Here is a 14963-nt window from a genome sequence, read left to right as displayed (position 1 = left end):
AGCTATTTTGAAGTAAAATATTGAAATAGTGGTTGGGTTTACAATTATAGAAATAGATATTTTTATAATAATGTTCTCTTTTTAATAAATTAACATCAACCAATGCCGTCCATGATTTTTTGTTCTAAATAATTGGACTAACATATACCTGATAAACCGATCGAGCCTAAAAACATTAACATACTCTAGTTATGCTTTCTTTTTTTGAATCAAAAACGAATGGCCCAAATGCGGCAAAACTTTTACTTGATCTTTTGCAGGTTAAAGTAACAGCCACTACGTTAACCCGTGAAATAGAAGAGCATCCAGATTATCCGAGTCTGTTAAGTATAAGCGATGTATTGAATAATCATGGAGTCGAAAATATGGGTATACGGGTTGATCGCCAAAAATTGGAGGAACTTCCCTGTCCATTTATTACTCAAATAAGAGGAGTAAAAGACAAAACAGAATTTTTTACGGTTGTAAAGGAGGTGGGTGAAAATGCTGTTCGTTTTTTTGATGAAGAAAAACGTAGATGGACCTCATTGGCTAAAGAGGATTTCCTAAAAGGCTGGTCGGGAGTTGTATTATTAGCTGAAGCTAAAGAGGATGCCGGAGAGAAGGATTATAACAAAAAGCTAAAAGAAGAAAGCAGAAAAAATACCATTCAATATTTAAGTGCTTTTTGTATACCTGCTATGGTTATTATTACCGGCTTAATAACCTTGATGCAGTTTGGGGCGAGCGCCTTGCTTCCGTTTGTCTTTTCTGTGTTAACCCTTGCGGGAGCTATTACCGGTGCATTACTGCTTTGGTATGAGCTTGATCAACATAATCCTGTATTACAGCAGATTTGCAGTGCCGGTAAAAAGGTAAACTGCGGAGCTATATTACAATCTAAAGCGGCTAAAATTGGAGGTATCAGCTGGAGCGCTATCGGCTTTAGCTATTTCATGGGTGTGTTGCTGTTGTTGCTATTTTCGGGTATAGTTAATCCTGCCGCGTTGTTTGTAGCATCCTGGCTAAACGTAATTGCTGTACCCTATGTGGTATTCTCCATTTATTATCAATGGCGCATAGCCAAACAATGGTGTGTGTTATGTTTATGCGTGCAAGTATTATTAGTATTGCAGTTGGTAACAACACTTTTGGGGGGCTGGCATACCTTGTTGTCATTTAATACCATTGAACCAGGGTTGATCATTGCAACTTTAACAGCGCTCGTTGTTCCGTTTATCATTACCACTTTGTTAATGCCAGCTTTTCAAAAAGCTAAGGCGGGTAAACAAACCAGTAACGAACTGCAAAAGCTGAAGCACAACCAGGAGATATTTGAAGCATTACTTCAAAAACAAAAAATGGTGGCTAATATTCCCGATGGTCTCGGAATAACTTTGGGTAATCCTAATGCCAGTTATAAACTGATCAAGGTGTGCAATCCTTATTGTGGCCCTTGTGCCAAAGCGCATCAACCGATGGAAGATCTGCTGGAGAATAATCCAGATGTTCAGGTACAGATATTATTTACTGCCACAAATAGCGAAGGTGACATGAAAACGCCGCCGGTAAAACATTTGTTAGCCATTGCCGAGAAAAACGAAGAGCCTATTGTGAAGCAAGCACTGGATGACTGGTATCTGGCCGAAAAGAAAGATTATGAGACATTTGCAGCTAAATATCCTATGAATGGAGAGCTGAAACAACAAAATGCTAAAATAGAAGCTATGAAAAATTGGTGTGATACAACGGGAATAGAATTTACACCCACGTTTTTTGTTTCCATGCCGAATGAAAATAATGAAACAATATACTATCAATTACCATCTATATACAGCGTAATTGATTTAAAATATTTTTTTGCTGTGTAAAAATGAATCTTCAATAAGCGTTTTTAGGTACAGTATTTTATAGAGATTTATAAGAAAAAAAATAATTGATTTTAAAGATCCGGCGGCAGCCGGATTTTTCTTTTTAGGGGTATAGCAGAATACCCTCCAAAAATGTTGAAAACTTTTTGGTGGTAGAAAGTGGTAGAAAGTGGTAAAAGTACCTTACTTTTACTCATTGAATTATGCCATAGTCTCAAAATGTCCTATTTAACCGGTGAATTTGAATGTAAGCTGGATCCTAAATCAAGGATGATGATACCTGCTGGCCTCAAAAAAAAGCTTCCTGAAGCTGAAACTGAAGGCCTGGTGATCAATCGCGGATTCAAAAACTACCTGGTTATTTATACAAAAACAGAGTGGGACAAACGGCTTGATGAACTGAGCAAACTTAACGAATACGAGGAAGATAACATAGAGTTTATCAGATATTTCACCCGTGGCGCTACCGAGCTTTCGCTTGATGCTGCCGGCAGGGTGTTGTTGCCGAAGTTTTTGTTGGATTATGCAGGTATAAAAAATGATGTAGTACTGGCCTGTCAGTTAAATAAAATTGAGGTTTGGGATGCCGAGGCGCATAAAGCCGCGTTCTCCAATGAGCCTCAGAATTTTAGCGCGCTGGCACAAAGGGTTATGGGTAATAAAGCAAGGAGGGGTGATGAGTGAGTATCATGTACCGGTAATGCTCAGTGAATGTATTGAAGGGCTTTCCATTAAAAAGGACGGCACATATGTGGATGTGACTTTTGGCGGTGGTGGTCATTCGCGCGAGATATTAAAGAATCTGGGTCCCGAAGGAACTTTGCTGGCTTTCGATCAGGATGCCGATGCGCAGCAGAATTTGATTGAGGATGAGCGTTTTGTTTTTATTGATCAAAACTTTCGCTATCTCAAAAACTTTTGTCGTTTGCATGGCGCTATCCCGGTTGATGGTATCCTGGCTGATCTGGGTGTTTCATCGTACCAGTTTGACCAGGCCGAGCGTGGGTTTTCCATTCGCTTTGATGCAGAGTTGGATATGCGTATGAATCAACTGGGCGAGCTTACAGCTAAGGATGTGGTTAATAACTATACTGTTGCTGAGTTGCACCGCATTTTTGGCATTTACGGTGAAATACAGAACGCGAAATCGCTGGCCGAAACCATCGCGACAGCTCGTTTAAATGCACCGATAGTGACCATTGCCGATCTGAAAAACGCGATCAGTAACCGTATCCCCCGGGGGAAGGAAAATAAATACCTGGCACAAGTGTTCCAGGCATTGCGCATTGAAGTTAACCAGGAGCTGGAAGCTTTGAAAGAGTTTTTGGTTCAGTCGGCAGAAGTTTTAGCCGTTGGTGGCCGACTGGTGGTGATGTCATACCACTCGCTGGAAGACAGGCTGGTGAAAAATTTCATTGCCAAAGGCAAATTTAGTGGCGAGGTGGAGAAGGATTTTTACGGTAATAATAATAAACCGTTGGATGCAGTAAGCCGAGGGGCTATAACAGCATCAGACGAAGAGATAAAGAATAACAATAGGGCACGGAGCGCTAAACTAAGGATAGCTGTAAAAAAATGACGAATCGTTTACGTACAGAAATTCAGGACGAAGAAGAATTGGAACAGGATATCATCGTGGAGGAAAAACCTGCGCGAGAGATCCAGGACAATCTTTTTACCCAGCTTTTTGCCAAGGGTTTTATCTCCAAAGAAAAAGCCACGGGTGCCCTTCCCTTTGTGATGTATATAGCTTTTTTAGGTATGGTATATATTGGTAATATGCACCTGGCTGAAAAAACGATACGTGACATTGATGATCTGAATAAAGAAGTAAAAGAGCGTGGTTGGGATTATAAAACCGCCAAGGCTGATATGGCCTTTAAAAGTACATTAACCGAGGTGGCTAAACGTGCCGATACCCTGGGGGTGAGGCAATCTGTTGAGCCACCACAAAAAATAACAGTAAAGGAGGATCAGGATGGGAATTAGAACCAACATTCTGCTGCGGGTATATATCGCTTTCGGGCTGATATTGCTATTTGCTTTTGCTGTAGTAGTGCAGTTGTGCCGGGTGCAATTTGTACAGGGCAAAAAATGGAAAGATATGGCCGCCAGTCTTTCGGCTCAGTATCAAACTGTTGAGGCTGCCCGTGGTAATATATTTTCTGTGGATGGTAGTCTGTTAGCAACCTCTGTTCCGGAATATGAGTTGCACATGGATATGATGGCAGGTGGTATTGCCGAGGATAGCGTGTTTAATGATAACATTGATCAGTTAGCCTCCAGCATGTCAAAAATGTACGGCGACAGATCTTCCCGTGAATACTCCAGGATATTCCGCGATGCCCGTAAAGAAGGTTCGCGCTATCAGTTGTTAAGGCGTCGGGTGAGTTATCAGGAGCTAAAAAAGATCAAGGAATTTCCAATTTTCAAAAAAAGGAAGACCCGGAATTGTCTGATCGTATTGCAACAGAATAAACGTATACGGCCTTTCCATTCGCTTGCCGCACGTACTATCGGCTATAAGAATGAAAATGTTAAAAATGCAGTAGGCCTTGAAGGGGCCTATTCGTCTTATATCAATGGCGAAAACGGACGCAGGTTAATGCAGCGCATTCCAGGCGGAACATGGATGCCCGTTGATGATGACGAGGAGATAGCCGCTAAAGATGGTGCAGATATTATATCTACCATCAATGTGAATTTTCAGGATGTAGCCCAGGATGCCTTAATGAAACAGTTGATCAAAAGTGAGGCCGATCATGGTTGTGTAGTATTAATGGAAGTAGCTACCGGCGAAGTAAGAGCTATTGCCAACTTTACCCGTACCAAAGAAGGCAACTATGAGGAAAGAATGAACTATGCTATCAGTAACGCTATTGATCCGGGTTCAACGTTTAAACTGGCATCGTACATGACCCTGCTCGATCAGCATAAAATAGATACCAGTACAATAGTAAATGCTGAGGGAGGTAAATACAAATTTCCGAAAGGGCCAACCATTACCGATACCGAGCATGATAATTATGAAATGAGCGTTAAACGCGCGTTCGAAGAATCATCAAACGTAGCAGCAGCTAAACTGGTCACTCGTTATTATAGTGGTAATCCATGGGAGTATATCAATAAGCTGTATAGTTATCATTTAAACCAAAAATTACAACTGCAAATCCGGGGGGAAGGGCAGCCGGTAATCAAAAATCCATCGAACCGAAGCTGGAATAAAAATTACAGTTTGCCTGAGATGGCTTATGGATATGAAATGAATTTAACGCCGCTGCAAATGCTGGCTTTTTATAACTCGGTACCCAACAATGGTAAGCTCATATCGCCCATTTTTGTACGCGAGATACGTCGCATGGGCAATCCTATTGAACAATTCCAGGCACGGGTTATCAACGAGCAGGTATGTTCAGATGTCACCATCGGCAAGTTAAAAGGTATGCTGGAAGGTGTGGTACTTAATGGTACGGGTAAAAATGTAATCAAAAACAAGCTTTACAGTGTGGCAGGTAAAACAGGTACCGCACAAATAGCCGACGGACGAAAAGGTTATACTGCTCACAAAACCTACCAGGCTTCATTTTGCGGTTATTTCCCCGCCGATCATCCTAAATATTCCATGATCGTGGTGATCAATAACCCAACAAAAGGTAATTACCTGGCAGCCCTGGTTGCTGGTCCGGTTTTCAGAGAGGTTGCAGATAGGGTTTATGCTAATGATATGGAAATAAACCAAAGTCCGGCTACACATTTGGTAGGTAATACCAGCATGCCAAAAGTAAAGCAGGGTAATTTAAAAGCATTAAAAAAGGTGTATACCAAGTTGGGTGTAAAACCACTGTACGCATCGGCAAACGCCGATGTGGGCGGGATTGATACCAGCAATGGAATTCCTTTTGAGGATGTAAAATATAAAAATGGCACTGTGCCGGCAGTTACCGGCATGGGCCTTAGTGACGCCCTGTATGTATTGGGTAACGCGGGTTATAAAGTAACGGTACGCGGCAGCGGCGTGGTAACCACACAATCGGTTACCGGCGGCAGCCTGATACCAAAAGGATCACGAATAACAATTGAATTACAATGATGTATTTAAGTGATATATTGGATGGATTGGCTTTTACTGAATTACAGGGAAGCGCTGATGTGGAAATTACGTCTGTAACCTTTGATTCGCGCAAAGTTGAGCCCGGTTCATTGTTTGTTGCCGTAAAAGGTACGCTGGTTGATGGCCATGACTATATTGATCAGGCTATTAAAAGCGGTGCCATCGCTGTTATTTGCGAAGATCTGCCAGCGCGTACCGTAGCCGAGGTCGACTTTCTGATGGTGGCCGACTCTGGCAAAGCATTAAGCATCGTGGCTGCTAATTTTTATGGTCGGCCGTCTGAGCAACTTAAGCTGGTAGGGGTAACCGGTACCAATGGCAAAACTACGGTAGCCACTTTGTTGTATCAATTGTTTCGCGACCTGGGATATAAATGCGGATTGCTGTCAACTGTCGAAAATCAGATCAATGATACAGTGATCCCGTCAACCCATACCACCCCAGATCCTATTGAGCTCAATAGTTTACTGGCCGAGATGGTAGAGCAGGGATGTGATTATTGCTTTATGGAAGTTAGCTCGCACGCTATAGCCCAACATCGTATAGCCAACCTGGTATTTGCAGGTGGGATATTTACTAACCTTACGCATGACCATTTAGATTATCATAAAACATTCGACAGTTATCTGAAAGCCAAAAAAGCGTTTTTTGATGGCTTGCCAAAAGCAGCCTTCGCGCTAACCAATAGCGATGATAAAAATGGTAACGTGATGCTGCAAAACACACAGGCCCATAAGAAAACCTACGGACTAAAATCAATGTCCGATTATAAGGCCCGCATTCTGGAAAACCAGTTTGATGGCTTACTGCTGCATATTGATAACGAAGAAGTTTGGTTTAAAATGGTAGGCACATTTAATGCCTATAACCTGCTGGCGGTTTATGCTACGGCTATGCTGCTCGATCAGGATAAGGCTAAAGTATTAACCAGTTTAAGCAAACTGACCGGTGCCGAAGGTCGCTTTGAATATATCGTAGCACCTAATAAGGTTATAGGGATAGTTGATTATGCCCACACACCGGATGCTGTTCAGAATGTGTTGAGCACCATTCATGATATCCGCAAAGGCAACGAGAAGGTGATCACGGTAATTGGTTGCGGAGGCGACAGGGACAAAACCAAACGCCCTGTAATGGCTCGCGTAGCCAGCGAATGGAGCGATAAAGTGATACTGACTGCGGATAACCCACGGTCGGAAGATCCAGGCCAGATTATTAAGGATATGGAGGAGGGTGTTGATCCGGCTTTCAAAAGACATACAGTGAGTATTGTTGATCGTCGTGAAGCTATTAAAACGGCATGTATGCTGGCCAGTCCGGGAGATATTATTCTGGTAGCAGGTAAAGGGCACGAGAAATACCAGGAAGTAAAAGGAGTGAAAAATCACTTCGATGATATGGAGGAGTTAGAAGAGCAGTTTAAGTTATTGTCATAAATAAGAGTCAATAGTTAAAATTTTAGGGAAGATAATTTCAACAACCAATTAATATAAATAAACGAGTAGAAGTAATCAAAACATAAACCACGATCTGCACATCGATAATCCGCACATATGCACATCAGCATACCTGCACATTTGAAATCTGCACATCAGCACATTTAAAAAGGGATGTTATATTATTTATTTACATATCTAAGTAAAAACTTCAGTATTCCGGGGGCAGGGGTATTTCAGTATATCACTTTCCGTACCGCTATGGCTGTAATAACATCGTTGATTATCACTACGGTTTATGGCCGTAGGCTTATCGATTACCTGCGTTTTAAACAAGTGGGCGAAACGGTACGAAACCTGGGTCTGGAAGGCCAAATGCAAAAATCGGGTACGCCTACCATGGGTGGTATCATTATTTTATTAGGTATCCTGATTCCTACTTTGCTGTTTGCTAAACTCGGTAACGTTTATATTATCCTGATGCTGATTACCACAGTATGGCTGGGCGCAATTGGTTTTTTGGATGATTATATCAAAGTTTTCAGGAAAAACAAAGAAGGCCTTGCCGGAAGATTTAAGATCATCGGGCAGGTAGGTCTCTCACTGATCATCGGCTGGACAATGTATTTCAATACGGATATTGTGATCAGGCAGGAAGTTAAACTACCTGTAAAAGTTGATGCCCCGGTTGAGTTTCATATGAAAAGGGATGTGCCGGTTTATACCCAGGATGTGCGGTCAACAAAAACCACTATGCCTTTTTATAAGAACAATGAGTTTGATTACTCCAAAGTGCTCAAATTCCTGGGACCTGGTTATGAGCAATACGGATTGGTCGTGTTCCTGTTTTTTGTTATTGTGATCATCACTTTTATATCCAATGGAGCAAATATTACCGATGGTATCGACGGATTGGCCACTGGTACTTCAGCAATTATTGGTATTACGCTGGCCATACTGGCTTATGTATCCGGTAACATTGCCATGGCCGATTATCTGAACATTATGTTTTTACCCAACTCGGGCGAACTGGTAATATTTGCGGGCGCATTTGTTGGGGCCTGTGTGGGCTTTTTATGGTACAATTCCTATCCGGCCCAGGTATTTATGGGCGATACAGGTAGTTTGGCCATAGGCGGCATCATCGCTGTTTTTGCTATCGTAATACGAAAAGAGCTATTGCTTCCGGTGCTATGTGGCGTATTCCTGATCGAAAATATATCGGTTATTATGCAGGTAGGTTGGTTTAAATACACCAAGAAAAGATCGGGCGAGGGCCGGCGGATATTTTTAATGGCGCCGCTACATCATCATTATCAAAAAAAAGGGTTCCACGAAGCCAAGATTGTTACCCGCTTCTGGATCATTGGTATCATACTGGCCATTATAACCATTATAACATTGAAGTTGAGATAAGAGAATCAAGAAATAAGAATCAAGAGACAGGACAAAAAAATATATAGTGCAATAGAATAATGAATCAGACGGAACACATAACTCAAAACTCACTACTCGCCACTCAAAGGCTCGCCATTCTCGGCGCGGGTGAAAGTGGTGTAGGTGCGGCGTATCTTGCTCAACAGCAGGGTTATGATGTTTTTGTTTCGGATTTTGGTGCCATTGCTGATAATTATAAAAAACAACTACAGGACTGGAACATTCGCTTTGAAGAGAACCAGCATACCGAGGCAGAAATACTGAACACTGTTGAAGTGATCAAAAGTCCGGGGATACCCGAAAAAGCCCCTATTGTTAAAAAGCTGCGGGAAAAAGGCATCCCGGTTATTTCGGAGATAGAGTTTGCAGGAAGATATTGCGACGCTAAAATAGTAGGAATTACCGGTTCAAACGGAAAAACTACTACTACCAGCTTAACTTATCATATCCTAAAGAACGCGGGATTAAATGTGGGTTTAGCCGGCAACATTGGTAAAAGCTTTGCTTACCAGGTGGCCACCGAAAAATTTGAATATTATGTGTTGGAGCTAAGCAGCTTTATGTTGGATGACATGTACCGGTTTAAGGTTGACATTGCTGTTTTGCTCAATATTACGCCTGATCATTTAGACAGGTACGATTATAAGCTGGAAAATTACGCGGCATCAAAATTTCGTGTAACGCAAAATCAAACAGCGGCCGATTATTTTATTTACTGTGCCGATGACCCGGAAACCATCAAAGGGATGGCCGGGCGGACGTTTGAAGCACAGCAGTTACCCTTTTCAATTGAAACTACGATTAAACCGGGAGCATATCTCGAAAACGACAATATTGTCATTAACACAACACAAGAACATTTTCAAATGTCAATTAAAGAATTAGCCCTGCAGGGTAAGCACAACATTTACAACTCCATGGCATCAGGTATTGTTGCAAAAGTGCTCGAATTGCGCAATGAATCGATGAGGGAGAGTATGGGCAACTTTAAAAATATCGAGCACAGGCTGGAGTCGGTTGGCAAAATATCCGGTATCAGCTTTATCAATGATTCTAAAGCTACCAATGTTAATTCAACGTGGTATGCGCTCGAAAGTATGACTACTGATGTGGTATTGATCCTTGGTGGTGTTGACAAGGGCAATGACTATAATATGTTGAAACAGCTGGTAAAGCAAAAGGTAAAAGCTATAGTGTGCCTGGGTAAAGACAATAAACGTATCCACGATGCTTTTGAGGATGATGTAGAAGTGATCGTGAATACAGGCTCAGCTGCCGAAGCGGTACAGGTATCATTCCACCTGGCCGAAAAAGGCGATACCGTATTGTTATCACCTGCTTGTGCCAGTTTTGATCTGTTTAAAAATTATGAAGATCGCGGCAATCAGTTTAAAGCTGCGGTAAGGGAATTATAGAATGAGGTCCATAGACTATGGTCAATAGTCCATGGAAAAAGAAAATAAGATCTAAGGACTATTGACTATGGTCCATGGACAAAAAAAGTAAAAAGTTAAGAAATGCACAGGATACTCAGTAATACAAAAGGCGACCGCTGGATATGGCTTATAGTCATATTGCTTTCTGTTATATCCCTGTTGGCGGTATACAGTTCAACCGGTACGCTGGCTTATAAGCGTGGCGTTGGGGTCGAGTCGATCCTGATGAAACATCTCGCTATGGTGGTGGGCGGTATCGCGCTGATGTATATTTCGCACAAGCTCGATTATCGTTACTATGCAGGTATCTCCAAGATCATGATGATTGTGACCATACCGTTGTTGCTATATACACTATTATTTGGCGCACGCATAAACGAGGCCAGCCGGTGGATAAATATCCCCGTGATAGGACTTAGTTTCCAGACATCGGATTTGGCTAAACTGGCTTTGATCACCTACCTGGCACGTACCCTTTCGCGCAAGCAGGAAAACATTAAGGATGTCAAAGAATCCTTTTTACCAATTATGGGCGCAGTTTGCCTGGTATTTGTATTGATAGCACCAGCCAACTTATCAACTGCGCTGATGTTGTTTGGGGTAAGCATTTTATTGCTCATCATAGGGCGTATCAGTATTAAGCAAATATCAATGGTTTGTGTAGCCGGATTTATATTGTTAATGGCAGTTTTGTTTTTAGGCCCACGGCGTGAAACACGTATTTCCAGGGTGAAAACATTTTTACATCCTGAACTGGCAAAGCCCGATAAGTCGTTTCAATCAGATCATGCCAAAATAGCTATTGCCAGTGGCGGCATATTTGGCAAAGGCCCGGGCAACAGTACCGAAAGAAATTATCTGCCAGAGTCCTACTCCGACGAAATATACGCCATTATTATTGAGGAGTATGGACTTATAGGCGGACTTGCCCTGATAGGCATTTACCTATTTTTACTATACAGGTGCATAAAAATTGTGACGAAGGCCCCGAAGGCTTTTGGCGCGTTACTGGCTTGTGGTTTAAGTTTTAGCTTAACTATACAAGCATTTGCCAATATGGCGGTGGCGGTAGGATTAGGGCCGGTAACGGGTGTGCCACTACCGTTCGTGAGTATGGGTGGTACATCGATATTATTTACCAGTGTGGCGTTTGGTATCATACTGTCGGTTAGCCGTGATATTGAAGAACCTAAAAAAGTAGTGGTGGGCGAGATCAGGACGGCCCGAGCTTAATTAGTGAATGAGTGATTTAGTGAGACGGAGTTTTGGGATTTAGAGTTTAGAATTTAGTTTTTAAAGTTAAAAAAATGGCAAAGAGAATAATCATCAGTGGTGGCGGAACAGGAGGACACATCTTCCCGGCTATTGCTATTGCCAATGCTTTAAAAAATATTGATCCGGCTATCGAGATATTGTTTGTGGGTGCTAATGGCCGTATGGAGATGGAGAAAGTTCCGGCTGCCGGTTATAAGATTATTGGTCTGGACATCCAGGGTATACAACGCAAGTCTGTTTGGAAAAACGTGATGTTCCCTGTCAAACTGTTAAACAGTGTACGCCGGGCACTTAAAATTATTAAGGATTTTAAACCCGATGCCGCTGTAGGCGTTGGTGGCTATGCTTCGGGGCCGTTGTTGTATGCTGCATCGTTAAAAAATATCCCTTACCTCATACAGGAGCAAAACTCTTACGCGGGTATCACTAATAAATGGCTGGGTAAAAATGCCCAAAAAATATGCGTGGCCTTTGACGGCATGGACAAGTTTTTCCCTGCCGGAAAAATTATTAAAACGGGTAATCCCATCCGCCGCGATTCGGTGAACGTGGCCGGTAAACATATGCAGGCGTTGGAGCTGTTTAAGCTTTCGGCCTTCAAGAAAACGGTATTAATAACTGGTGGTAGCCTTGGGGCACTTACGTTAAACAATAGCATAGCCGCCGGTTTAGATAAATTGATTGCTGCCGATGTTCAGGTTATATGGCAAACCGGCAAGTATTATTATAAACAGATTATTGCGAAGTTAGGTGAAGACCATCATCCTGATGTGAAGATCAGGGAGTTTTTAACACGAATGGACCTTGCTTATGCTGCTGCCGATATCATTATATCACGTGCCGGTGCCGGTACTATTGCCGAGTTGTGCATGGTTAAAAAACCGGTGATCCTGGTACCATCACCTAATGTAGCCGAAGATCACCAGACAAAAAATGCGCTGGCGCTGGTTGAGGAAGACGCAGCTGTTTTTTTGGCCGACAGGGACGCCGAAGAAAAGCTGGTTGATAAAGCGCTTGAATTGTTACACGACAGAAATTTACAAAAGAAACTAAGTACTAATATTGGCAAAATGGCCATGCCTGATGCCGACGAAGTTATTGCACGCGAATTATTAAAAATAACAATAAACAACAACAATTAAAATTATGGTCCTCCTTCTCCCCAAAAGAGGAGGGCCTTTTTTAAAATTAAAACAATGGAACTGCATAACATCAAAAGAGTTTACCTTATAGGTATAGGCGGCATCGGGATGAGCGGCCTGGCTCGTTATTTCCATCATTTAGGGTGTGTTGTTTGCGGTTATGATAAAACGGCGACGGATTTGACCAATGATCTGCACAACGAAGGTATCCGGATCATCTTTGATGACCGGGCCGATTGGATCCCGATGAGTTTCCAACAGCTTTGCGATGATACCCTGGTTATTTATACCCCGGCTGTTCCTAAAGATTCTGTTATATTAAACTATTTTAAAAATAAAGGATTCGAGCTGTTCAAACGGTCGCAGGTTTTGGGGCTGATCAGTAAAAGTTCCTTCACTATAGCGGTTGCGGGTACGCATGGTAAAACAACCACCTCAACCATGGTGGCGCATATCCTTAAAGATTCTGGTAATGATTGCTCGGCATTTTTGGGTGGTATATCATCCAATTACCAAAGTAATGTGCTGTATGGTAAAAGCAATGTGATGGTGGTTGAGGCCGATGAGTACGATCGTTCGTTTCTTACCCTTTTCCCGGATGTGGCTATCATCACTTCGATGGATGCCGATCACCTGGATATTTACGGCGATCACGCGCATTTAACCGAGTCGTTCCAACTGTTCGCCTCACAAATAAAAAGCGGCGGTACACTGGTTCATAAAAAAGGCTTGCCTTTGGATACGGGCTATACTTATGCGCTCAATGATGCTACAGCCGATGCGCATGCAGCCAACGTACGTATTGAAGACGGCGATTTTTACTTTGATTTTGTGAATGCTGACGTCACCATCCCCAACATCAAAATGGGTATAGCCGGAACACACAATGTGGAAAACGCGGTTGCAGCCATAGAAGCTGTTTTGCGATTAGATGTTGATACCGGTGCTATAAAAAGCGCGCTGGGGTCATTCAGAGGTGTTAAACGTAGGTTTGAATACATCGTGAAAACACCACAGCATATTTATATTGATGATTATGCGCATCACCCTGAAGAATTACGGGCATGTATATCCTCAGTAAAAAAGCTGTACCCCAACAAAAAGCTGACCACCATTTTTCAGCCACATTTATATACGCGCACACGTGATTTTGCTGAAGGTTTTGCCGAGGTGCTGGATATGGTTGACGAATTGATCATGCTGGATATTTATCCGGCACGTGAATTGCCTATAGAGGGCGTTAACTCAGAAATGTTGCTGAACAGGATGGAGCTGCAAAACAAACGGAAACTAAGCAAACAAGAGGCGCTGGATGCGGTAACCAATGAGCAGCCAGAGTTATTGCTTACCGTAGGTGCTGGTGATATTGATACTTTGGTTCATTCTTTAAAAGAAATATTGAGTAATGAATAGAAAACTCATTTGGAAGCGTGTGTTGATCATATCTGCCTGGGTAATTTGCCTGGGTGGCCTCATCACGCTCATGAGTTTTATTGAAGCAAAAAAGGGTAGTGTTATTTGTACGGCGGTAAAGGTTAATATACCCGGTAGTCAGTATTTTATTGATAAGCAGGAAGTTGATCATATTTTGCAAACTACCAGTCATACACTGATAGGGCGCAAACTGGAAGGGATCGATATACAGGATCTGGAAAATAAATTAAAGGCGAATCCATTTATTGAATTTGCCAAGGTCTATACCGAAATGAACGGTGTTTTACGGGTCGAGGTAAGTCAGCGCCAGCCCATATTGCGTATCATGAACCATTATGATATGGATTTTTATGTAGATCAGCATGGTTTAAAGATTCCGCTGTCGCCCAATTTTACTGCAAGGGTATTGGTGGCCAATGGTTTTATCGACGAGCTGTTTACCAACCATGTAGACTCCTTGCATACCAAACTGGCTAAGGATCTGTTCCTGACGGCCGATTTTATCCGTAAGGATTCCCTTTGGGATGCGCAGATAGCACAGCTGTACGTGAATAAAGACCACGAAATTGAATTGATCCCGCGTGTGGGGAGCCAGAGGATACTGATCGGGAATGCCGATTCGCTGCAGGTAAAATTTGCTAACCTGATAGCGTTTTATAAACAGGTATTGCCCAAAGTAGGCTGGGATAAGTACAGTACTATAAATATCAAATACTCCGGCCAGGTGGTTGGTGTTAAAAATGAAAATATGAAAGCAGATTCAATCAGGGCAAGCAAGGCCAAAAGTCTCAAAGCCGATTCTGCAAAAATGGAAAAGGATACATCTCAAATAAATTAGGAAT

12 protein-coding genes are annotated in these 14963 nt (G+C 42.3%); all 12 read left to right on the top strand.

The features are described 5' to 3' along the window. Positions 1-191 precede the first annotated feature (191 nt). The 12 genes from FHW89_RS18430 to FHW89_RS18375 all read left to right on the top strand — a co-directional run bounded on the left by FHW89_RS18430 (position 192) and on the right by FHW89_RS18375 (position 14959). Complete coding sequence (locus FHW89_RS18430) at positions 192-1850, top strand: vitamin K epoxide reductase family protein (protein WP_172336508.1); 1659 nt, start codon at positions 192-194, stop codon at positions 1848-1850. 219 nt (positions 1851-2069) lie between these two features. Then, positions 2070-2534 (top strand): division/cell wall cluster transcriptional repressor MraZ, encoded by a 465-nt coding sequence (gene mraZ / locus FHW89_RS18425; protein ID WP_166090265.1) that lies wholly within the window; start codon positions 2070-2072, stop codon positions 2532-2534. Beyond that, a complete protein-coding gene (rsmH, locus tag FHW89_RS18420; RefSeq protein WP_172336507.1) occupies positions 2527-3429 on the top strand; it encodes a 16S rRNA (cytosine(1402)-N(4))-methyltransferase RsmH in 903 nt (300 codons plus the stop codon). Before mraZ ends, rsmH begins: the two co-directional genes overlap by 8 nt. Further along, positions 3426-3839: an FtsL-like putative cell division protein gene (locus tag FHW89_RS18415; protein ID WP_172336506.1), complete on the top strand. Its 414-nt coding sequence runs from the start codon at positions 3426-3428 to the stop codon at positions 3837-3839. The genes rsmH and FHW89_RS18415 overlap by 4 nt, the downstream gene beginning before the upstream one ends. Then, positions 3829-5940: a penicillin-binding protein gene (locus FHW89_RS18410; RefSeq protein WP_172336505.1), complete on the top strand. Its 2112-nt coding sequence runs from the start codon at positions 3829-3831 to the stop codon at positions 5938-5940. Before FHW89_RS18415 ends, FHW89_RS18410 begins: the two co-directional genes overlap by 11 nt. Then, on the top strand, positions 5937-7397 hold the full coding sequence (locus FHW89_RS18405) for a UDP-N-acetylmuramoyl-L-alanyl-D-glutamate--2,6-diaminopimelate ligase (protein WP_172336504.1): 1461 nt from the start codon (positions 5937-5939) through the stop codon (positions 7395-7397). Before FHW89_RS18410 ends, FHW89_RS18405 begins: the two co-directional genes overlap by 4 nt. A gap of 174 nt (positions 7398-7571) precedes the next feature. Continuing rightward, the gene (mraY, locus tag FHW89_RS18400) at positions 7572-8813 is read left to right on the top strand and encodes a phospho-N-acetylmuramoyl-pentapeptide-transferase (RefSeq protein ID WP_172336503.1); all 1242 of its coding nucleotides are present in this window, start codon (positions 7572-7574) and stop codon (positions 8811-8813) included. Between the two features lie 59 nt (positions 8814-8872). Next, the gene (gene murD / locus FHW89_RS18395) at positions 8873-10249 is read left to right on the top strand and encodes a UDP-N-acetylmuramoyl-L-alanine--D-glutamate ligase (protein ID WP_172336502.1); all 1377 of its coding nucleotides are present in this window, start codon (positions 8873-8875) and stop codon (positions 10247-10249) included. Between the two features lie 102 nt (positions 10250-10351). Then, the gene (locus FHW89_RS18390) at positions 10352-11503 is read left to right on the top strand and encodes an FtsW/RodA/SpoVE family cell cycle protein (protein ID WP_172336501.1); all 1152 of its coding nucleotides are present in this window, start codon (positions 10352-10354) and stop codon (positions 11501-11503) included. Between the two features lie 74 nt (positions 11504-11577). Continuing rightward, positions 11578-12687, top strand: coding sequence for an undecaprenyldiphospho-muramoylpentapeptide beta-N-acetylglucosaminyltransferase (gene murG / locus FHW89_RS18385; RefSeq protein WP_172336500.1), 1110 nt, complete (start codon positions 11578-11580; stop codon positions 12685-12687). A gap of 54 nt (positions 12688-12741) precedes the next feature. After that, complete coding sequence (gene murC, locus FHW89_RS18380) at positions 12742-14100, top strand: UDP-N-acetylmuramate--L-alanine ligase (protein ID WP_172336499.1); 1359 nt, start codon at positions 12742-12744, stop codon at positions 14098-14100. Next, on the top strand, positions 14093-14959 hold the full coding sequence (locus FHW89_RS18375; RefSeq protein ID WP_172336498.1) for a cell division protein FtsQ/DivIB: 867 nt from the start codon (positions 14093-14095) through the stop codon (positions 14957-14959). The genes murC and FHW89_RS18375 overlap by 8 nt, the downstream gene beginning before the upstream one ends. The last annotated feature ends 4 nt before the right edge of the window (positions 14960-14963 follow it).

Source organism: Mucilaginibacter sp. SG564, from assembly GCF_013149275.1.
Taxonomy (GTDB): domain Bacteria; phylum Bacteroidota; class Bacteroidia; order Sphingobacteriales; family Sphingobacteriaceae; genus Mucilaginibacter.
Note: the sequence above shows the minus strand (reverse complement) of the source record. Positions and strands in the feature narration are given on the sequence as shown.

What these genes read in the sequence shown, in the direction of transcription:
- FHW89_RS18405 (WP_172336504.1), top strand. Translation starts at nt 5,937, where the DNA reads ATGATGTATTTAAGTGATATATTGGATGGATTGGCTTTTACTGAATTA.
- murC (WP_172336499.1), top strand. Translation starts at nt 12,742, where the DNA reads ATGGAACTGCATAACATCAAAAGAGTTTACCTTATAGGTATAGGCGGC.
- FHW89_RS18410 (WP_172336505.1), top strand. Translation starts at nt 3,829, where the DNA reads ATGGGAATTAGAACCAACATTCTGCTGCGGGTATATATCGCTTTCGGG.
- murD (WP_172336502.1), top strand. Translation starts at nt 8,873, where the DNA reads ATGAATCAGACGGAACACATAACTCAAAACTCACTACTCGCCACTCAA.
- FHW89_RS18430 (WP_172336508.1), top strand. Translation starts at nt 192, where the DNA reads ATGCTTTCTTTTTTTGAATCAAAAACGAATGGCCCAAATGCGGCAAAA.
- FHW89_RS18375 (WP_172336498.1), top strand. Translation starts at nt 14,093, where the DNA reads ATGAATAGAAAACTCATTTGGAAGCGTGTGTTGATCATATCTGCCTGG.
- FHW89_RS18390 (WP_172336501.1), top strand. Translation starts at nt 10,352, where the DNA reads ATGCACAGGATACTCAGTAATACAAAAGGCGACCGCTGGATATGGCTT.
- murG (WP_172336500.1), top strand. Translation starts at nt 11,578, where the DNA reads ATGGCAAAGAGAATAATCATCAGTGGTGGCGGAACAGGAGGACACATC.
- mraY (WP_172336503.1), top strand. Translation starts at nt 7,572, where the DNA reads ATGTTATATTATTTATTTACATATCTAAGTAAAAACTTCAGTATTCCG.
- rsmH (WP_172336507.1), top strand. Translation starts at nt 2,527, where the DNA reads ATGAGTGAGTATCATGTACCGGTAATGCTCAGTGAATGTATTGAAGGG.
- mraZ (WP_166090265.1), top strand. Translation starts at nt 2,070, where the DNA reads ATGTCCTATTTAACCGGTGAATTTGAATGTAAGCTGGATCCTAAATCA.
- FHW89_RS18415 (WP_172336506.1), top strand. Translation starts at nt 3,426, where the DNA reads ATGACGAATCGTTTACGTACAGAAATTCAGGACGAAGAAGAATTGGAA.